This window comes from Kerstersia sp. (assembly GCF_052103615.1).
GTDB lineage: Bacteria > Pseudomonadota > Gammaproteobacteria > Burkholderiales > Burkholderiaceae_B > Kerstersia.
Genome location: NZ_JBQEKA010000037.1, coordinates 2,867 through 22,928, shown reverse-complemented (window position 1 = coordinate 22,928; position 20,062 = coordinate 2,867). Strand labels below are relative to the sequence as shown.

Annotated in this window: 16 protein-coding genes, 2 tRNA genes and 1 pseudogene; 11 read left to right on the top strand and 8 right to left on the bottom strand. The window is 61.2% G+C overall.

Going from position 1 to position 20,062, the window contains the following annotated elements:
• Positions 1-35: 35 nt before the first annotated feature.
• The 4 genes from ACTJGZ_RS09600 to ilvD form a co-directional block, all read right to left on the bottom strand.
• Positions 36-689, bottom strand: a complete 654-nt coding sequence (locus ACTJGZ_RS09600; protein WP_441662703.1) for a DUF799 domain-containing protein — start codon at positions 687-689, stop codon at positions 36-38.
• A complete protein-coding gene (locus ACTJGZ_RS09595) occupies positions 686-1,063 on the bottom strand; it encodes a DUF4810 domain-containing protein (protein WP_441662702.1) in 378 nt (125 codons plus the stop codon). The genes ACTJGZ_RS09600 and ACTJGZ_RS09595 overlap by 4 nt, the downstream gene beginning before the upstream one ends.
• Before the next feature lie 15 nt (positions 1,064-1,078).
• Entirely contained in the window at positions 1,079-1,741 is a 663-nt protein-coding gene (locus tag ACTJGZ_RS09590; protein ID WP_441662701.1) for a CsgG/HfaB family protein, read from the bottom strand.
• A gap of 267 nt (positions 1,742-2,008) precedes the next feature.
• The gene (gene ilvD / locus ACTJGZ_RS09585; RefSeq protein WP_441662700.1) at positions 2,009-3,874 is read right to left on the bottom strand and encodes a dihydroxy-acid dehydratase; all 1,866 of its coding nucleotides are present in this window, start codon (positions 3,872-3,874) and stop codon (positions 2,009-2,011) included.
• Between the two features lie 385 nt (positions 3,875-4,259).
• Here ilvD and ACTJGZ_RS09580 point away from each other — a divergent pair, with 385 nt between their 5' ends.
• Positions 4,260-5,174, top strand: coding sequence for a DMT family transporter (locus ACTJGZ_RS09580; RefSeq protein WP_441662699.1), 915 nt, complete (start codon positions 4,260-4,262; stop codon positions 5,172-5,174).
• Positions 5,175-5,353: 179 nt separating this feature from the next.
• Here ACTJGZ_RS09580 and ACTJGZ_RS09575 read toward each other — a convergent pair.
• Together ACTJGZ_RS09575 and ispB are read right to left on the bottom strand one after the other, a co-directional pair.
• A tRNA-Pro gene (locus ACTJGZ_RS09575) sits at positions 5,354-5,430 on the bottom strand.
• Between the two features lie 49 nt (positions 5,431-5,479).
• Complete coding sequence (gene ispB / locus ACTJGZ_RS09570) at positions 5,480-6,445, bottom strand: octaprenyl diphosphate synthase (protein WP_441662698.1); 966 nt, start codon at positions 6,443-6,445, stop codon at positions 5,480-5,482.
• A gap of 347 nt (positions 6,446-6,792) precedes the next feature.
• Here ispB and ACTJGZ_RS09565 point away from each other — a divergent pair, with 347 nt between their 5' ends.
• The 3 genes from ACTJGZ_RS09565 (at position 6,793) to thiS (ending at position 10,815) form a co-directional block, all read left to right on the top strand.
• Positions 6,793-9,672 carry an HD domain-containing phosphohydrolase gene (locus ACTJGZ_RS09565; protein WP_441662697.1) on the top strand — a complete coding sequence of 960 codons (2,880 nt, stop codon included), beginning with the start codon at positions 6,793-6,795 and terminating at the stop codon, positions 9,670-9,672.
• Between the two features lie 256 nt (positions 9,673-9,928).
• Complete coding sequence (gene trmB / locus ACTJGZ_RS09560) at positions 9,929-10,612, top strand: tRNA (guanosine(46)-N7)-methyltransferase TrmB (RefSeq protein ID WP_441662696.1); 684 nt, start codon at positions 9,929-9,931, stop codon at positions 10,610-10,612.
• Positions 10,613-10,614: 2 nt separating this feature from the next.
• Positions 10,615-10,815, top strand: a complete 201-nt coding sequence (gene thiS, locus ACTJGZ_RS09555) for a sulfur carrier protein ThiS (RefSeq protein WP_441662695.1) — start codon at positions 10,615-10,617, stop codon at positions 10,813-10,815.
• 158 nt (positions 10,816-10,973) lie between these two features.
• Here thiS and ffh read toward each other — a convergent pair whose 3' ends face one another.
• Entirely contained in the window at positions 10,974-12,389 is a 1,416-nt protein-coding gene (gene ffh, locus ACTJGZ_RS09550) for a signal recognition particle protein (protein ID WP_441662694.1), read from the bottom strand.
• 96 nt (positions 12,390-12,485) lie between these two features.
• On the opposite strand from ffh, the gene ACTJGZ_RS09545 reads away from it, so the two are divergent.
• From ACTJGZ_RS09545 to crcB, 3 genes are all read left to right on the top strand, one after another.
• Positions 12,486-13,340: a cytochrome C assembly family protein gene (locus ACTJGZ_RS09545; RefSeq protein ID WP_441662693.1), complete on the top strand. Its 855-nt coding sequence runs from the start codon at positions 12,486-12,488 to the stop codon at positions 13,338-13,340.
• Positions 13,341-13,343: 3 nt separating this feature from the next.
• Positions 13,344-13,607: a PP0621 family protein gene (locus ACTJGZ_RS09540; RefSeq protein ID WP_441662692.1), complete on the top strand. Its 264-nt coding sequence runs from the start codon at positions 13,344-13,346 to the stop codon at positions 13,605-13,607.
• 135 nt (positions 13,608-13,742) lie between these two features.
• Positions 13,743-14,135: a fluoride efflux transporter CrcB gene (crcB, locus tag ACTJGZ_RS09535; protein ID WP_441662691.1), complete on the top strand. Its 393-nt coding sequence runs from the start codon at positions 13,743-13,745 to the stop codon at positions 14,133-14,135.
• Between the two features lie 237 nt (positions 14,136-14,372).
• Here crcB and htpG read toward each other — a convergent pair whose 3' ends face one another.
• On the bottom strand, positions 14,373-16,277 hold the full coding sequence (htpG, locus tag ACTJGZ_RS09530) for a molecular chaperone HtpG (protein WP_441662690.1): 1,905 nt from the start codon (positions 16,275-16,277) through the stop codon (positions 14,373-14,375).
• Between the two features lie 174 nt (positions 16,278-16,451).
• Here htpG and ACTJGZ_RS09525 point away from each other — a divergent pair, with 174 nt between their 5' ends.
• The 4 genes and pseudogenes from ACTJGZ_RS09525 to ACTJGZ_RS09510 form a co-directional block, all read left to right on the top strand.
• Positions 16,452-17,831, top strand: coding sequence for a uracil-xanthine permease family protein (locus tag ACTJGZ_RS09525; RefSeq protein ID WP_441662689.1), 1,380 nt, complete (start codon positions 16,452-16,454; stop codon positions 17,829-17,831).
• 225 nt (positions 17,832-18,056) lie between these two features.
• Positions 18,057-18,141 (top strand) — tRNA-Leu (locus ACTJGZ_RS09520).
• Between the two features lie 875 nt (positions 18,142-19,016).
• Positions 19,017-19,142: pseudogene (locus ACTJGZ_RS09515) on the top strand (antitoxin VbhA family protein); the annotation flags it as partial.
• A 93-nt stretch (positions 19,143-19,235) separates the two neighbouring features.
• Positions 19,236-20,062 (top strand): hypothetical protein (locus ACTJGZ_RS09510; protein WP_441662688.1); only part of this gene is annotated, 827 nt, incomplete at its 3' end.

Genomic DNA, 20,062 nt, shown 5'->3' with positions numbered 1-20,062 from the left:
AACCGTTCAAGCCTGGCGCCCAGGCCCCGGCAACGTCAGTCGGTACCGGCCCGTTGCGAGTAAGGCCCGTACAACAAGCCATTGGCTCTTCCTGCGGCCAGCAGACGCATATCGGCCACGCCTGCCATGGTGTAGCTGTAATCACTGGTTGACTCGACGATCTGATTCACGACCGCCATCACCAGCGCGCCCAGCAAGCCTCCGCCAGAACTTTGCTGTTCTGCGCTGGATGCGGAAGCCGTCCCGGACCACAATTCGGTGCCGGAAGCCAGATCGACCAGCCGCGCATCCAGCGTCACGACCGAAGCGCTGCTCAGGATGGCATATGACGTTCCGTATTTTTTAACGTCAATGAACAAAACCGTATCCGCCCCGAAAATATCACGCAGCTTGTCGGCCGGGATCGCCCGCGCATCCTCAGCATTCTGTACCCCATTCTGGCGCAGGACTTCATTCACGACCGCGACGGGAAAAACGTAATACCCTGACTCGGCCAGCGGATAGCTCACCTGCGCCAGGACTGCCTCGGCCGCCCCCACTTCCAGTGAATCATTGAGCGGTGGCAGTACTAGCACCGAACGCGGACGGGCCTCGCGAAAAGCGGTGTAATCCCGGTTTGCAGACGGTGTGGCACAACCGGCAGCCAAGGCCAAGACACCCAGACTCAGGCATGTTTTCCAGAGTTTCATTTTCCTGTCTCCGCTCGCGCAGCCAGCGTTTTTGCCATGAAAACCACAAAAGTGCTGGATTCCGGGAAACTTGCCTGCTCCGCTGCCATCAAGTCCTGCACTTTGTCCATCTGCCCTTCAATGGCATACAGCATCGCCAAGTGCAGCTGAAAACCTGGCGGCAACGCGGCACCGGCCGCGCTGATCCGTTCACGGCTTTCTTCCAGCTTGCCGATCTGCATGGCTACGCCATCCTTGCTGCCGTCCAGGTATTGATAGACCTGAGCTTGATAATCGCCCCATCCATACAAGGTCGGTTCCTGGTGCGCGCAGCCGGCCGCCAGCACGGCCAGCGCGGCTATCCAGGCGCGCACTGCGCCAAATCCTATGTTCATCTTGCCAGCCTTGACTTAATTGGCAGCAGGACGCCAGGCGCCGCTTTCAATCCCTTGTACCAGATTGTCAACCGCTTCCCGGATCGCCAGATCGAGCACTTTGCCATTGAGGGTGGAGTCGTAACCGGCGGAGCCACCAAAGCCCACGACTTCGCGGTTGGACAAGCTGTATTCCCCTGCGCCCTGAGCCGAATACACGACTTCGGAGGAGTCCACGTCCACCACATTGAGATTCACTTTGGCATAGGCCACCTGGGACTTGCCGCGGCCCAGAATGCCAAACAACTGGCGGTCACCCGTTTCCTTGCGGCCGAATTCGCTCACATCACCAGTGACGACATAGGATGCACCCTTGATGTTTTGCGCCTTGCCGTTGAAACCGGCTTCCTGGCTGATTTCGGACAAATTGGCACGATCCAGCACATTGAAGCGGCCCGTCTGCTGCAAGTGCGTAATCAGGATGGTCTTGGCCTGACTGCCCAGCCTGTCCTGCCCGTCACTGAAGACGCCACGCATGAAGTCGGTGCGATTATCGAATTTCCCGACCGAGATCGGGCTGCGCGGCCCCTGATACTGCTGGGCAGCCGCTGCCGTCTTGGGCACTTCCAGGCTGCGCGAAGATTCTGTTGCGCAACCTGCCGCCAATACCAGCGCGCTCAGCGCAACCGCTTGGACCATCGTCCTGCCAAACCTGAAATTCGTCATCTGCATGCTCGCTTCAACGTATTCTGAATATGAAAGAACCGAAATATTACAGCGTTCCTAATATAAAAATAGTTCACATTTCTAAACTGCCAGGTTTTTTCCCTCCGCCGCAATGTCTTTTGCCTCATGGCGAGTGAGTGCTGCACAAAAAAAACAGGCCCGCCGGGCTGGATGGCTCCAGCCCGGCGGGCCTGTCAGTGTCCTGCGTGATGTCAGGCCGCCACAACCGGCCTGAGCCTCTTATTTACGGCGGATCTGGCTGATATCCCGCACCGCGCCCTTGTCGGCCGAGGTGGCCAGGGCAGCATAGGCCTGCAACGCCAGCGACACATAGCGTTCGCGGTCCACCGGCTTCCAGGCATCATCCCCGCGCGCTTCCATGGCGCTGCGGCGCTGCGCCAGCACCTCGTCGGACACATCCAGGTGAATGCGGCGTTCCGGGATGTTGATCAGAATGCGGTCACCGTTTTCGACCAGACCTATCGTGCCGCCTTCCGCCGCTTCGGGCGAGGCGTGGCCGATCACCAGACCGGACGAGCCGCCAGAGAAACGGCCATCCGTCACCAAGGCGCAAACCTTGCCCAGGCCTTTGGATTTCAGGTACGACGTGGGATAGAGCATTTCCTGCATGCCCGGGCCGCCCTTGGGGCCTTCGTAGCGGATCACCACGACATCGTGCGGTTTGACCTCATCGCCCAGAATCGCCGTCACGGCATCATCCTGGCTTTCGTACACGCGTGCCGTGCCCTCGAAAATCCACTGGCTTTCATCCACCCCTGCGGTCTTGACGATGCAGCCGCGTTCGGCCAGATTGCCGGACAACACGGCCAGGCCGCCGTCACGCGAGTAAGCGTGCGCATAGTCACGGATACAGCCTTGCGCACGGTCCTGATCCAGGCTGGCGAACTCCGCCGACTGGCTGAAGGCCTGCGTCGTGCGCACGCCCCCGGGCGCCGCGCGGTAGAAGCGCTGCGCCTCCGCGCTGGCTTCACCGCCAGCGATATCCCAGTTGCGCAGGGCTTCGCCCAGCGTGCCGCTATGGATATTGGGCACATCCAGATGCAGCAGGCCGGCCCGGGCCAGTTCGCCCAGGATGCCGATCACGCCGCCAGCGCGGTGCACATCTTCAATATGGAATTTGTCGGTCATGGGCGCAGCCTTGCACAGGCAGGGCGCCACACGCGAAATGCGGTCAATGTCCGCCATCGTGAAGTCCACCCCGGCTTCCTGCGCCGCGGCCAGCAAGTGCAACACCGTGTTGGTGGAGCCGCCCATCGCCACATCCAGCGTCATGGCGTTCTCGAAGGCCTTAAAGGTCGCGACATTGCGCGGCAGCACGGACTCATCATTCTGTTCGTAGTAGCGGCGGCACAGATCGACCACCAGGCGGCCGGCTTCTTCGAACAGCGTCTTGCGCCAGGCGTGGGTCGCAACGATGGTGCCGTTGCCCGGCAGGGACAAGCCCAGCGCTTCGGTCAGGCAGTTCATCGAATTGGCAGTGAACATGCCGGAACAGGAGCCACAGGTGGGACAGGCACTGCGTTCAACTTCCTCGGCTTCCGCGTCGGTCACGTTGGGGTCGGCCGCCTTGATCATGGCGTCGATCAGGTCCAGCTTGGCGATAACCTTCACCGTGCCAGGCTCGTGGATCTTGCCCGCTTCCATCGGGCCGCCGGACACAAACACGACAGGAATGTTCAGGCGCATGGCGGCCATCAACATCCCCGGGGTGATTTTGTCGCAGTTGGATATGCACACCATGGCGTCAGCGCAATGCGCGTTGACCATGTACTCGACCGAGTCGGCGATCAGGTCGCGCGAGGGCAGCGAATACAGCATGCCGCCATGCCCCATGGCAATGCCGTCGTCGATGGCAATGGTGTTGAATTCCTTGGCCACACCGCCCGCAGCCTCGATCTCCTTGGCCACCAGGGCGCCCAGATCGCGCAAGTGCACGTGGCCGGGGACAAACTGGGTGAACGAGTTCACCACAGCAATAATGGGTTTGCCAAAGTCGCCGTCCTGCATGCCGGTGGCGCGCCATAGAGCGCGGGCACCAGCCATGTTGCGGCCATGGGTGGATGTGCGGGAACGATAATGCGGCATGCTGGTCTCAACGAGCGGAAATGACAACGCCGCGCCAGCGTGGCGCGGGCAAGGTGCGTGTACAGCGAACGAATTTTTAATAATACGCTGTATAGCGCCAATCTTGCACAAAACCCTTGCCATTGTCACGGCTTCAGCAATCAAAATGGCGCGAGTGATTCCCACTAGCACTGCCGCCGCAGATCCAGCGGGCTGGCAGCCCTTTTCCGCGCAATAACCCTGTTTTCCTCATGGTAGCGATAACCCGTAATGCGGCCCGCCCGCACAATGGGGGATACTTGCTGGCAAACCCTGACCACCCCGCCAGCGCGCCCTGTGATGCCTGGCAGGTGGCGTCATCCCGCATGCCGGCCCCCTCCCTGTCCGGCTGCTCCCGGCTGAATCCATGCAAATAAGAAAACCTGTCGATGGTGCCGCCACGGCCACCATGCTGCTGCTATGCCTGATCTGGGGCATGCAGCAGGTCTCCATCAAGGCGATTGCGGCGGATGTCGCCCCTGTGCTGCAAGTGGCCTTGCGCTCTGGCGTTGCCGCCGTTCTGGTGCTGTTTTGCAGCCGCCTGTTCCTGCGCGAACGCTGGTTGCCCGGCATTGGCCTGGGCCCGGGGCTGGTGGCCGGCCTGCTGTTTTCCGTGGAGTTTCTGTGTGTCGCGCTGGGCCTGCGCTGGACCAGCGCCGCCCATATGTCGGTGTTTCTATATACCGCGCCCATCTTTGCGGCCATCGGCCTGCATTGCAAGCTGCCGGAAGAACGCTTGCAGCGTCTGCAATGGGCCGGCATCGCGCTGGCCTTCGCCGGTATCGTCATCACATTTCTTGGCCCGCAGGACCCGAAAAACCTGGCGGCCGCCCCCAACCCGCTGCTGGGCGACCTATTCGGCCTGGCGGCCGGGCTGACCTGGGGGCTGACCACGATTACCGTGCGGGTGACGCGGCTGAGTGAAGCGCCGCCTTCGCAAACCTTGTTCTACCAATTGGCCTGCGCCTGTGCCCTGCCCCTGGCATTCGCCTACGGCACCGACCAGCTCAGCTTCCATGGCACCCCCTTGGCCTGGGCCAGCCTGAGCTTCCAGACCATCATCGTCTGTTTCTTCAGCTACTTCACCTGGTTCTGGCTGCTGCGCCGCTATCTGGCCGCCCGCCTGGGCATTCTGTCTTTCATGAGCCCGCTGTTCGGCGTCGCCATGGGCGCGCTGATCCTGGATGAACACCTGGATGCATCCTTCATCATGGGCGCAGTGCTGGTGCTCTCCGGCATGGTGATCGTCAACGGCCACACCCTGATCCGGCGCAAACGCTGACGCGTTTCATGGCGGCCCGGGCCGGCGCGGCAAGCACGGGCCCGGGCCGCAACCGCCAGACCTCGGGCCTGGCAGCCAAGCAAAACAGGCAAACCGCGCAGACAACAAAAAACCACCGAGGCCAAGCATGGGTGGTTTCTGTATTTCTTCCGAGTGACCAGACCTACCGATAAGATAGGTGGTCGGGGTGAGAGGATTCGAACCTCCGACTCCTGCGTCCCGAACGCAGTACTCTACCAGGCTGAGCTACACCCCGGAAAGAAATCAACTATAAATCGAATTTTTACGGCTGTCAACTTCGGGGCTTAACTTTTACGCGTCACCGCAAAGTCGCAAAAGGCCAGCAGCGAATCCCGGAACGGCGTATCCGGCAGTTGCGCCAGCGCATCCCGTGCAATGCGGGCTTCGGCATCCGCCGCGCGGCGCGTATGCTGCAAAGCGTCCGTGGCGTGAATCGCCTCGGCCACCGCGGCAAAATCGCCTTCACCGGTTTCAATGGCGCTGCGCACCAGCTGGCTTTGCTCAGCCGTGCCCACTTCCATGACGCGAATCAGCGGCAGCGTCGGCTTGCCTTCACGCAGGTCATCCCCGACGTTCTTGCCCAGCGCCTGCACATCGCCGCCGTAATCCAGCACATCGTCGATCAGCTGAAATGCCGTGCCGATATGGCGGCCATACGCCGCGGCGGCTTCTTCCTGCTCCGGCGTAGCGCCAGCCAGCACCGCGCCGACCTGGGTCGCCGCCTCGAACAGCTTGGCGGTTTTGTAGCGCACGACCTGCAAATAGCGCTCTTCCGACACATCGGGGTCATGCACGTTGAGCAGTTGCAGCACTTCGCCTTCGGCGATGACTGTCGTGGCGCCCGACAGGATGGACATGGTGCGCATGGAACCGCCAGCCACCATCATCTCGAAGGAACGGCTGTAAAGGTAATCGCCCACCAGCACGCTGGCTGCATTGCCGAATACGGCATTGGCCGTATCGCGGCCGCGGCGCAGGTCGGATTCATCGACCACATCATCATGCAGCAGGGTGGCCGTATGGATGAATTCCACCACAGCGGCCAGCAAATGGTGGTTCGTGCCTTCGTAGCCCAGCGCGCGCGCCACCATCAGCAGCATCGCAGGCCGCATGCGCTTGCCGCCGGCACTGATAATGTAATCGGCAATGGTACGGATCAGCACCACATCGGAATTCAGCCGGGCCCGGATCACGGCATCCACCGACTTCATATCATCGGCGACAGGGGCAAGCAGCTCGGACAGGCTCAAGGTTCATCCTGGAAAGGGAAGCACGGGCGGACATGGCCGGCTCGTGCGGACAACACACATCCGGGAGCATCCCGCAGGCTTCGCCGCCAGACACCATTACCGGAAACAAACTTTATCAGCCTGAGATTATACGGTGCCCAGGATTTCAAGCCATTACCGCAGCAGCGCCTGCGCCCGCTTGCAACACGATGCCGGTGAATGCGCCCGGCAGACACCCGCAGCGCCAGGACAAATTGATCGTATGATGCGGACAATCCCAGAATTAGCATTAATAGACGGTGCATGCACCGCCCGCAGCCTGCCTGACCCCGAGCTGCGGGCTCAGCCACCGTCGGAGCATACGGCTCATGTTCTCCAAACCGCGCGAAGGCTTTCCCATCCGTTATGCGACGATAGGCATCATCGTCAGCGCCATGGCTCTCATGGCTGCCGTGCTGGTAGCGGCTGGGTGGCTGGGCACCCGGCAGATCCTGCTGGACGCGGCCTGGCGTTCCGCGCGCGAAACCGGCCAGCTCATCAATGAACGCGCGCTGCGCACGACCGCACCGGCGTCCGCGTTGCTGCGCACCCTGACGTTCGACCCGCTGCTCTCGGCCCGCTCCGAAGCGGGCCGGCTATCCCGGGTAGATGTGCTGATTGCCTCTTTGCTGGCTGCGCCCCTGATCACCGCCATTTATGTCGCCTATGACGACGGCGACTTCCTGCTGGTCCGCCCGCTCAACACCCCTTTTCTGCGCCAGCATTTCAAGGCCCAGGATGGCGCCGCCTTTCTGGTGCAATCCATACGGACTAACCCCGACGGCACCCAGCAGCGCCGTTATGACTACTACGACGCCGACAGCCAGCCGCTGAGCAGCCGCTTGCTCACCGGCGACTTCTTCGACCCCAGGCTGCGCCACTGGTACCACGCGGCCCAGCAAACCCGCTCTACCGTCATTTCCAAGCCCTATGTGTTTTTTTCCTCGCGGGAGGTGGGCATCAGCCTGTCGCGCCGGGCTGCCAACAGCCACGCCGTCATTGGCATGGATATCGGCCTGGACGACCTGATTCATGTCATGGACAGGCTGCGCATGACGCCCGGCACGGAAATCGCGCTGGTCGATGAAAAAGCCGAGGTCATTCTTTACCAGGACATGCTGGCGCTCTTCGAAGAAACAGACCAGCCCTTGCCCGCCCGCGGTGATGCCGCAGTGTCCTTGCGGCCGCTGGAAGCCCTGAACCGCGACGCCCTGCTCCGCACCTACCAAAGCGGCACCCACGATGAAGTCGTTGCGCTGCAGGCCGACGGCAAGGAATGGCTGGGCCTGGCCATTCCTTTCACCGCGCTGGGCGAAGCGCCGCTGCAACTGCTGCTGGCCATGCCTACCGATGAACTGCTGCATAACCTGAAACGCCACCAGCAGCGCCTGATCCTCATTTCCATCCTGCTGATCCTGCCCTTTCTGTTTCTGGGCTGGCGCGGCGGCTCCTTCATCGCGCGCCACCTCGAACGCATCACCGCGCGCACGCGCCAGCTTTCGCGCTTTGATTTTCAGCGCCTGCCGGTCAAGCAGTCTTCCCTGCAGGAAATCAATACGCTGAATGCTGCCGTCAATGACGTGAGCGATACCGTGGAAGCCCTGCTGGAAACCAGCCGCATCCTGAACACGGAAAAACAGATAGGCGCAATGCTGGAGCAATTGCTCGAAAAGCTACTATCAGCCACCCGCTGCCAGGGCGGCGCCGCCTATCTCTGGCTACCGGAAGAAGAAGCCATGGAGCGCATTGCCGCACGCGGCGATCAAAGCACGCTGGCAGCCCGCTTCCCCTACCCCTGCCCCGCCCATCAGGAAGGTTCGCCCAACCCGACGGAACCGCGCCAGGGCTGGTTTGAATTGCGCAGCCGCGACGGCGGCCTGCAAGGCCTGCTGATCCTGGCCCAGCCCGATGACCCGGCCTACGCCACCCCGGAATTCATGGCCTTCGCCAACCGCCTGTCGAGCATGCTGGCCGTGGCCATTGAAATGCGCCAGCTGATCGAATCGCAGAAAGCGCTCTTTGACGCCATCATTCAGGTGCTGGCCGACGCCATCGACGCCAAAAGCCCCTATACCGGCGGCCACTGCCATCGTGTGCCCGAACTGGCCATCCAGCTGGCCGACCAGCTGGCGGCTGAAGACGACGGCCCCTACGCCAGCTTCCGCCTGGACGACACGGAGCGCTATGCGTTTCATCTGGCGGCCTGGCTGCATGACTGCGGCAAGATCATCAGCCCGGAACATATCGTCAACAAAGCCACCAAGCTCGAAACCATCTACAACCGCATCCATGAAATCCGGATGCGCTTCGAAGTGCTCTGGCGCGATGCCGAAATCGCCTGCCTGCAGGCACAGCTCGATGGCGCCGACCCGGCTGCGGCGCGCCGCCAGCAGGCCCAGCTGCAAACGGCCCTGCTGGCCGACTTCGGTTTCGTTGCCAGCTGCAACAACGGCAGCGAGAACCTGGCCGACGCTGCCATTGCCCGCTTGAATGCCATCGCTGCCCAAACCTGGGAACGCCACTTCGACGACAGCCTCGGGCTTTCCACCGAAGAAACCCAGCGCCTGGCCAGCAGCCGGCCCTGCGCCCCTGCCTTGCCCGCCACGGAACCGCTGCTGGCCGACCGCCACGAACACATCGTGCCCTGGGGCGCGCGCCGCCCTGCCGTGCAAACCGGAGACCCGGCCAATACCCAGGGTTTCGATATGCCGCTGCCCGACCAGCAACAGCACCTGGGGGAACTGCACAACCTTGGCATCCGGCGCGGCACGCTCAGCGAGGAAGACCGCTTCGCCATCAACGACCATGTGGTGCAAACCCTGCTCATGCTCAAGAAGCTGCCGTGGCCGCATGCCCTGGCCCGTGTGCCGGACATGGCCGCCAACCACCATGAAAAAATGGATGGCAGCGGCTACCCCCGGCGCCTGCCCGCCGGGCAACTGCCGCTGACAGACCGCATCCTGACCGTAGCCGACATTTTCGAGGCCCTGACAGCGTCGGACCGCCCCTACAAACCTGCCAAAACCCTATCGGAATCCCTGCACATCATGGCCTTGATGTGCCGCGAGGGGCACCTGGACCCGGATCTGTACCTGTATTTCCTGCACAGCCCGATCTGGCGGAACTATGCCGAGAAACACATGTTGCCCGAGCAGCGTGATACTGTTGATACCGACGCGCTGAGCCGCCTGGCGCAAGGAACGGACTGAATGGCGCGCCCCCGTACGCAGCCAGGCCCGCGCTGGTTTTTCCGGCGGCCGCCCGGCACGCGGACGGCTGCGCTTGGCACGCTTGCAGGCAGCCAAGCGCCAAAGTCGGCGGCAACAGCCTAAAATAGCGCCCCGAAGATACAGGCAGGGCTACAAGCAGGAACGGCTGAATACCGCCCGGCCTGCCTGCGCCAGCCCGATTTGCCACCGATTACTGCACCCCGTTCCCGCGAACGGCATAACGACAGAGTCCACCGTGACAGACCCGCAAACCCCGAACCCCCACATCCGCAGCTTTGTTCACCGCCGCGGCCATATCACCCAGGGACAGCGCGAAGCGCTGGAAACGCTGCTGGAGAAATGGTCCGTCAGCTACGCGCCCCGCCAGGCCGATTTCGCCCCGATCTTCGGCCGTGCCGCGCCCATGGTGCTGGAAATCGGCTTCGGCATGGGTGAAACCACCGAACGCATCGCCCTGGCCCGCCCGGACGACAATTTCCTGGGCGTGGAAGTTTTCAACGCCGGCGTCGGCGCCATGCTCAAGCGCATCGAGGAATCCGAGCTGCAAAACGTGCGCATCATCCAGCATGATGCCGTCGAAGTCGTGCGCGACATGATCGCCCCGGACAGCCTGGCCGGCGTGCACATCTACTTCCCCGACCCCTGGCCCAAAAAGCGCCACCACAAGCGCCGCCTGATCCAGCCGGCGTTCATTGCCCTGCTGGCCAGCCGCATTGCGCCTGGCGGTTATATTCACTGTGCGACGGACTGGGAAAACTACGCGGAACAAATGCTGGAAGTGCTGAGCGGCAACGAGCTGCTGGCCAATACCGCCGAGACTTACGCGCCGCGCCCCGACTTCCGCCCGCAAACCAAATTCGAAACCCGCGGCCTGCGCCTGGGCCACGGCGTCTGGGATCTGATTTTCAGGAGGAAATGAGCATGCACATCACACTGAACGGTGAAGACCGCGTTTTCGATAGCACGCTGAGCGTCACCGGCCTGCTGGAAGCCCTGGGCCACACCGGCAAACGCGTGGCCGTGGAACGCAACGGCGAGATCGTGCCCAAAAGCCTGCACGGCCAGACGCAATTGGCCGAAGGCGATACCGTGGAACTGGTGGTGGCGGTCGGCGGCGGCTGATTCTTCCTGCCGCTGCGGCCTCGCGCAGACCACCCCAACCGCCGGCGCCTGGGAGCCTGCCTTTTTCATTACTTACCAGAATACCTGCCAGAAGGTTGCCGCTGTCAGGAGATTGCCGGGGCGGCCTGGACACTCCCGCCCCCGCCAGCCCGGCCGCTTTAACGGAAGCCGCCGCCGCCCAGGCGGCCCAGGCCTTTCAGGCCGCCCATGGCGCGCATCATCTTCGCCATGCCGCCCTTTTTCATCTGCTTCATCATGCCCTGCATCTGCTCAAACTGATTGAGCATGCGGTTCACTTCCTGCACCGGCACGCCTGCGCCAGCCGCAATCCGGCGTTTGCGCGATGCCTTGAGCAACTCCGGCTTGGCGCGCTCCTGCGGCGTCATGGAGTTCAGAATGCCTTCGGTGCGGCGCAATTGCTTTTCCGCCTGGCCGCCCTGCAACTGCCCGGCAGCCGCCTGGAACTGGGCCGGCAATTTTTCCAGCAGCGAACCCATATCGCCCAGCTTGCGCACCTGCAACAGCTGCTCGCGGAAATCATTCAGGTCGAACTTATCGCCGGACTTGATCTTGCTAGCCAGCTTCTGCGCTTCAGCAATGTCGATATTTTTCTGCGCCTGCTCGACCAGCGACACAATGTCGCCCATGCCCAGCACGCGCTGCGCCATGCGTTCGGGGTGGAAAGGCTCCAGGCCATCGAGCTTTTCGGACACACCAACGAATTTCAGCGGCTTGCCGGTGACATGGCGCACCGACAGAGCGGCACCGCCACGCGCATCGCCATCGAGCTTGGTCAGCACCACGCCCGTCAACGGCAGCGCATTGCCGAAAGCCTGGGCCGTATTGACCGCATCCTGGCCCTGCATGGCATCGACGACAAACAGGGTTTCCACCGGCGACACGGCAGCGTGCAGCGCCTTGATTTCCTGCATCATGGCTTCATCAATACCGAGACGGCCAGCGGTATCGAGAATCAGCACATCGTAATGATGGCGGCGGGCATGATCGACCGCATTGCGGGCAATATCCAGCGGCTTCTGGCTGGGATCGGACGGCAAGCAATCAATGCCCACCTGTTCGGCCACGGTGCGCAACTGTTCGATAGCCGCCGGACGATAAACGTCGGCGCTGACCACCAGCACTTTTTTCTTGCCGGTCTTGCGCCCGCCATGGGTATGGCCGCCTTCGGACAGCCAGCGCGCCAGCTTGCCTGTTGTGGTGGTTTTACCGGCCCCTTGCAGACCCGCCATCAGGATCACGGCGGGCGGCTGCACGGCCAGCGACAGCTCACCGGCTTCTACGCCCAGATCGCCGCCCATCAATTCGGTCAGGACTTTGTGCACCACCCCCACCAGCGCCTGGCCGGGGTTGAGGCTGTCGGCCACATCGGCCCCCAGCGCGCGCTCCTTGACGCGTGCCACGAAGTCCTTGACCACCGGCAAGGCGACGTCCGCCTCCAGCAGGGCAAGGCGCACTTCGCGCAGCATTTCCTGCGTATTGGCTTCTGTCAGGCGCGCTTCGCCGCGCAGGGTTTTGACCACGCGCGAAAGGCGCTGGGTAAGATTGTCGAGCATGGCAGGGGTTTCGCTTACACTTATCGGTTCATTAGTTGGTCCGGCGCGCTGTCATTTGACGCGTCTGCCGCAACCTGTCTCTGCATAATGGCATCTATGCCTTACGACATTGTATTTCACGTAGCGGCCACATTGCTGTATGCCAGCCTGGGGCTGCATGCCTGGCGCTCGCTGGCGCGCGCCGAGGCCGAACCCTGGCAACCGCGCGAACCTCGCTACGGCCTGCCGCTGGCGCTGCTGCTGCACGGCCTGGGCCTGCAGCAGGACATGCTGTCCGGGCCTGCGCTTCAGATCAACTGGGCCATCGCGGCATCGGCTTCGCTTTGGCTGGGCATGATCATCTTCTGGCTGGAAAGCCTGCGCGAACCGCTGGACGGCCTGAAGCTGCTACTGTACCCGACCGCGGCGCTCAGCGCTTTCGTGCCCATCATCGCCCCCATCACCTACCCGGTGCTGCCGGCCAGCGAACCCTGGCTGCGCGCCCATCTGCTGATTGCGCTGGCTTCCTATGGCCTGGTCATCATCGCAGCGCTGCAAGCAGTGCTCATGACCTTGCTGGACCGCCAGTTGCAGGCGCCGTCGCGCAACATCGGCAATAACTGGTTCGATGCCCTGTTCGCGCGCGCCCTGGATGCCATGCCGCCGCTGCTGATCCAGGAAAAACTGCTGTTCCGCCTGATCGCCCTGGGGTTTGGCGCGCTGACGCTGGCCGTCATCTCCGGTGCGCTGATTTCCGCCACCCTGACCGGCCAGGCGCTGCCGCTGGACCTGAAAACCATCTTCACCCTGCTGGCCTGGCTGACCTTCGGCATGCTGCTCGTCGGCCGCCGCGCCTGGGGCTGGCGCGGCCGTGTTGCGGTGCGCTGGACACTGGCCGGCGCCGGCTTTCTTGCCTTGATCTACCTGGGCGGCGGTTTTGCCCTTTACGTCGCCCTGCATGGGAACCTGTAAACCATGGGAAAAATACTGTTCTGGCTGCTGCTGATTCTTGGCGCAATGATTCTTGCCCGCCTGCTTGCCAGCCATAAGCTTCAACGCAAAGCCGCCCCCGCCCCGCAGCGCGCGCGCCAGGGGGGGCCAGGCAGCACCAACGAACCCATGGTGCGCTGCGCCCACTGCCACATCTATCTGCCGCGTTCTGACGCCCTGCTGAAAAGCGGCGAAACCTGGTGCTGCGCAGACCACGCCCGGCTGGGAAAACGCCCGGAAAAGCGTTAAAAAGGAAATAGACGCTTGGCTGGCCTGGCGCGTCCAGGCACCGCCTTGCGGCGCACTGCGGCTCGCGCTGCCAGACCCGCCAGACGCTGCCTGAGCGCCGCCAAAACGCCACCCCCTCCTGCCCGGCCCTCCGCCATGAATGCCCTGACCATCATCATTGCCATCAGCACCGGCGCCTCCCTAGGCGCACTGGCGCGCTTTGGTCTCAGCGTGCTATTCAACAGCCTGGTGCCACTAATCCCCATGGGCACCCTGGCGGCCAACCTCATTGCCGCCTACATCATCGGCTGCGCCATCGGCTATGCCAGCCTCGTCGCCGAACTGCCCACCGCCTGGCGGCTTTTCATCATCACCGGCCTGGCTGGCGGCCTGTCCACTTTCTCCACCTTTACCGGCGAACTGCTGACCCTGCTGCGCAACGGCCAGCTGCTCTGGTCTGCCGGCATGCTGACCCTGCATGTCTGCGGCTCGCTGATTTTCATGCTGCTGGGTATCTGGACCGTGACCCTGGTCCGGGGCCACCAATAAACCGCCACTCCACGGGCAGCACGCTCCCCCCAGACATGACAAAGCCGCCTGCCAGAACACTCTGACAGGCGGCTCGATCCGCCATCCTAGCGGCTGCGCTGCCTGGGCGGCGCAGCCATCAGTTGGCCTGAATCCAGCGGCTGAAACCAGCGGCCCTAATCCAAGCGCATCATTCAGCCGCATCATTCCGCTGGACCAATCCCGCTGCATTAGTCCAGCTGCATTAACCCAGCAACATTAACCCAACAACAACTGGTTGAGCCGCTTGACGAACTCGGCCGGGTCGTTGAGCTGGCCCCCTTCGGCCAACAGCGCCTGGCCCAGCAGCAACTCGGCCCAATCATTGAACGTGGCCTCATCGGCCTCGCCCACACGCGCCACCAGCGGGTGGTCAGGGTTGATCTCCAGCACCGGCTTGATCACCGGCGCTTCCTGGCCAGCGGCCTTGAGCATGCGCAGCAGATGCGGGCTGAGTTCGTTTTCCTCGACCACAACGCAGGAAGGAGAATCCACCAGACGCGCCGTCACGCGCACCGACTTCACCTTCTCGCCCAGCGCGGTTTGCAAACGCTCGACCAGCGGCTTGAACTTTTCGGCCACTTCTTCCTGGTGCTTCTTTTCCTCTTCGTCGGCCAGCTTTTCCAGATCCACGCCGCCCTTGGCCACGGACGCCAATTGCTTGCCTTCGAACTCACGCAGATAGGACAGCATCCACTCGTCGATGCGATCCGTCAGCAACAGCACCTCTATCCCCTTCTTGCGGAACAGCTCCAGGTGCGGACTGCTGGCCGCAGCGCTGTAGTTATCCGCCGTCAGGTAATAGATTTTGTCCTGGCCTTCCTTCATGCGGCCCACATAATCAGCCAGCGACACGATCTGCGCCGCGCCCTCGCCTGCCGTCGAAGCAAAGCGCAGCAGGCCCGCCACACGCGTCAGATTGGCCTGGTCTTCACCCGCGCCTTCCTTCAGCACCTGGCCAAAGGCTTCCCAGAACACCGCGTAATCGTCCTTCTTGTTTTCCGCCATGTCTTCCAGCACGGACAGAATGCGCTTGGTGGAACCGTCACGGATCGCCTTCACATCGCGGCTTTCCTGCAGGATTTCACGCGACACATTCAGCGGCAGATCGGCAGAGTCGATCACCCCGCGCACGAAGCGCAGATACGAAGGCAACAGCTGCTCGGCGTCCTCCATGATGAACACACGGCGCACATACAGCTTCAGCCCATGGCGGCTATCACGGTCCCACATATCGAAGGGCGCATGGCGCGGCACATACAGCAGCTGGGTATATTCGCTGCGGCCTTCCACGCGATTGTGGGTCCAGGCCAGCGGATCCTCGAAATCATGCGACACATGCTTGTAAAACTCGCGGTACTGCTCCTCGGTAATTTCCGATTTGCTGCGCGTCCACAAGGCGCTGGCCTGGTTCACGCTTTCCCACTCGTCTTCCTTGATCTGCTCGTTCTTTTCCTCGTCCCACTTTTCCTTGCGCATCAGGATGGGCAGGGAAATATGGTCGGAATAACGGCGCAGAATACTGCGCAGGCGCCAGCCGTCGGCGAACTCTTCTTCGCCTTCACGCAGATGCAGCACAATCTCCGTTCCGCGGCCGGCCTTCTCGGCTGCCGTCACGGTGAATTCGCCTTCCCCGGCGGATTCCCAACGCACGGCCTGATCCGCGGCCAAACCGGCGCGGCGCGTGGTCACCACCACATTGCTGGCGACGATGAAAGAAGAATAGAAACCCACGCCGAACTGGCCGATCAGCTGCGCATCTTTCTGCTTATCGCCAGTCAGCTGCGAGAAAAATTCCTTGGTGCCGGAACGGGCAATCGTCCCCAGATTGGCAATCACCTCGTCACGCGACATACCGATACCGTTATCGGAAATCGTGACCGTGCGGGCTTCTTTGTCGAAATCGACGCGGATTTCCAGCTCGGCGCCGCCTTCCTGCAGCTCAGGATGGTCAATCGCCTCGAAGCGCAGCTTATCGCAGGCATCGGACGCATTGGACACCAGCTCACGCAGGAAAATCTCCTTGTTGCTATACAAGGAATGAATCATCAGGTGCAGCAGCTGCTTCACCTCGGCCTGGAAACCCAGAGTTTCGGGGGAGGAAGACGTCGCGTTTTGGCTCATCGTACTTTCTGACACTTGAAAATGGATAGAGAACGGCCGGGCACTGACTCAACCCGCACCGGAATTCTTTATCTATGGGGACTCAGACAGCGATTTCAAGGGCTAGCGCCGCCGCAAACAGCCCCAAACCCGTCCAGCCCGTTAAAATGCTGCGCTTTGACCGGCTTTCCCGTCATGCAAACCGCCCCACTGCCCCAAACTGCCGCGCCCGCCGAAGCGCCGCGCCAGGACCTGATCTATGGCCCTGACGACCGCCCCGCCCCGCCAGTCGCCTTCATTGCCGCCCTGCAACACCTGCTGGCCATTCTGGTGCCCATCGTCACCCCTGGCCTGCTGATCTGCCAAGCGCTGGGCGTCTCCAGCCGCGACACGACACTCATCGTCTCCATGTCGCTGGTCATCTCCGGCATCGCCACCTGGCTGCAATGCCGCCGCTTCGGCCCGCTGGGCGCCGGGCTGCTGATCGTCCAGGGCACCAGCTTCAACTTCGTCGGCCCGCTGATCGCTGGCGGCAGCGTCATGGTCAAACAGGGCACGCCAGTGGAAGCCGTCATGGCGGCCATCTTCGGGGTGGTCATTGCCGGATCCTTCATCGAGATGGGCGTATCGCGCATCCTGCCCTTCATCAAACGGCTCATCACGCCGCTGGTCACCGGCATCGTCGTCCTGCTCATCGGCCTGACCCTCATCAAAGTCGGCCTCATCAGCATGGGCGGCGGCTTTAGCGCCATGCAGCAAGGCACCTTCGCCAACGGTGAAAACCTGATCCTCTCCGGCCTGGTCCTGGGCACCATCATCGTGCTCAACCGCGTGCCCGTCGTCTGGGTGCGCAGCGCAGCCCTCGTCCTGGCGCTGCTCCTGGGCTACATCGTGGCAGGCTGGATGGGCCGCCTGGACTTCACCGGCGCCCGCGAAGCCGCGCTCTTCCAGATCCCCACCCCGCTGCACTTCGGCCTGGGCTTTTCCTGGTCGCTCTTCGTGCCCATGCTCATCATCTACCTCGTCACCTCGCTCGAAGCCATTGGCGACATCACCGCCACCAGCAAAGTCTCGCGGGAACCGGTGGACGGGCCGGTATGGATGCAACGCATCAAAGGCGGCGTCCTCGTCAACGGCGCCAACTCCCTGCTGGCGGGCGTCTTCAACACCTTCCCCAGCTCCGTCTTCGCGCAAAACAACGGCGTCATCCAGCTCACCGGCATCGCCAGCCGCCACATCGGCATCTGGATCGCCGGCATGCTCATCGTCCTGGGCCTCTTCCCCAGCGTCGCGGGCGTCCTGCAAGCTGTCCCGGAACCCGTACTGGGCGGCGCCGCCATGGTCATGTTCGGCGCTGTTGCCGCCTCCGGCATCAACATCCTGGCCGGCATAGACCTCGACCGCCGCGCCCTGCTCATCATCGCCGTCTCGCTGGCGCTGGGCCTGGGCGTCTCGCAAGTCCCGGAAATCCTCAGCCACCTGCCGCAAGCCATCAAAAACGTCCTGGAATCCGGCGTGGCCACTGGCGGCATCAGCGCGCTGCTACTGAACTGGTTCCTGCCCGAAAAGAAGTAAACAGCCCGCCTGGCGGCAGCCCCTTCCTGCCGCCAGGCGGGGCAGGCTGCCGGATTGCCCCGCGAACGCTACGGGATTTCCAAGCGTGGCTGGCGTTTGGGAACATCACAAACATAACGAAAAGCCTGTAAGTTTCCACGCAACCGTGGTCAATCTGCCATAAACCACATATAATTATCGTCTTCGCATCTCCCGCAGCACAATTCATGTGTTCGCGACCAGCCTGCCCGGGTGGTGAAATTGGTAGACGCAGGGGACTCAAAATCCCCCGCCGCAAGGCGTGCCGGTTCGATTCCGGCCCCGGGCACCACTTAAAAATCCCTAGTGTTCACAAACATCTAGCGCGATTTTTAGTCTTTCCCTAGCACTAGGGATTTCCTCAAAACGTGTACCCTTGCTTAGCAACTGTTTCTAGACAGTGATGCTGCGCAATGAGTTCGGCAGCACCTGCATGGTGGCACTTGCCAAGACTCCCTTGTCACGTGGAAAGCACTTATCGCCTAGGCCAGCTGCGGCGTGAACACAGCCGCTCAAACTGTTATAGGGATCAGGCCCATGGGCCTGAATGCACGGCGATGACTACTCAATTCAAGGCCAATCCGGGCTAACCAGGCACACGCTCTACTGCATCAAGACCCTTTACAGCGGCAAACCATCACGCAGTCGAGAACCGGATGATGCGAAACAAGCCCAATCAATGCACTGGCAGGGAGCATGAACACCAAAAGAGTTAGGAGCGTGCCGTGCCTAATGTCTTCTTCGGCTTGCAGCCCGCGTCCCTACAGGCCCCCTTTGACTCGGCAGGAGCGCCCACACGTTACGCCTGGGAGTAGATATTCAGGGCTATCGGCCCGTAACCCCTGCCCCCGAGGTTCCTGCTGACCTGGGTGGAGAACCCACAAAGACAAGACCCCGTTGGGAAATACCTGCAATATCAAGTAGCCCGTATCGTGGCCAATCGGGAAGACCTATGGATAGGTGCAAAAACAATTGCTGCGTGCAACCTTTTTGCCTGCTTTCTCGACAAAACACCAAAAAATACCCACACCTTATAAAATAGCGTTACCTAAAGCATGCGAGACAACCATGGCGGAGATGGGTTCGCACGAAACGGAACTAAGTAAAACGATACCCGATGCCGAACGTGACCGGCGTGTAGCGGCCGTTAATTAAGCACGCGCTTCTGTCGGTTTGGAGGGATTCTCGCTCCGTACAACAGATGAAGAACAGACTCAACGGTTCATCGACGGGGACATTGACCTCGAAGAATTTGTGCAACCGCGTAGTGCCTTGGCAAGCCCAAAAGCTTAGTCATGACGAAGAAAATATAGGTGATTGAAGCTAGTGCAGGATAGGCTGTCGCCGGGTTTTGTACTACACCATACACCAAAGGAGGTGAACACCTTGAATGACCGAATTAAAGTCTGGGTGAGTTCTAAGCTTTGGTTTTGGAAGCTTAGAGCATGGATAAAAAAGATTGCTTTCTTTTCTGAGCGTATCGCTTACAGGAGAAGGGTCTCTGTCACCACAACTGTCGCCAACATCCGAACCCTAACATCCTTTGCATGGACTTTCATAAGAGGGATGTTTTGGGCCATTTTATTTTTGTTAACGCTGAATTTCGTCGAGAGCCAAGTCGAAGGCAAAACATCTTGGCTTTCAAAATTCACCGCGTATGACCCAGAATTCAGGATAGAACAACTTAGGCTTTATTCTCAATTATTAACAGCCATCTTCTCTATCTATTTCGCCACAATCGGCATCATACTTAGCTCAGGGTACACAAGACTTCGCCGAGATATCATCCAACTGCTCACATCAGAGCATGTAGGTAGCGCATATTCTCGAATATTAATTTTCTCAGCTATTTTTTGTCTAACAGCAACCGCACTGCCAATGTTTGGAGTTGAACCTGGCGTACTAATTTATTGCATCGGTTCGATTCTAACCATAATTAGTGTGCTAGCACTCTTTCCACTGGGGCAGAGGCTTTTCAATTTCTTTGACCTTAAGATTCTGGTTCGAAGCGAGATACTCCCCAGCATTTCGCGTCACATCGAAGCCGCTGCAAAGCCTCATAACTCAGTTTCTTTAGCCAACCATCACTCTCGGTCGGCACGCCTCGCTCTTGGTCAAATCTACTATATCGACGACCGCCTCAAAGCGGACAAGGAAAGGCTAGAGGACAACCTACCTGCGCTTACCGACAGCTATACGATCCTACTTTTACA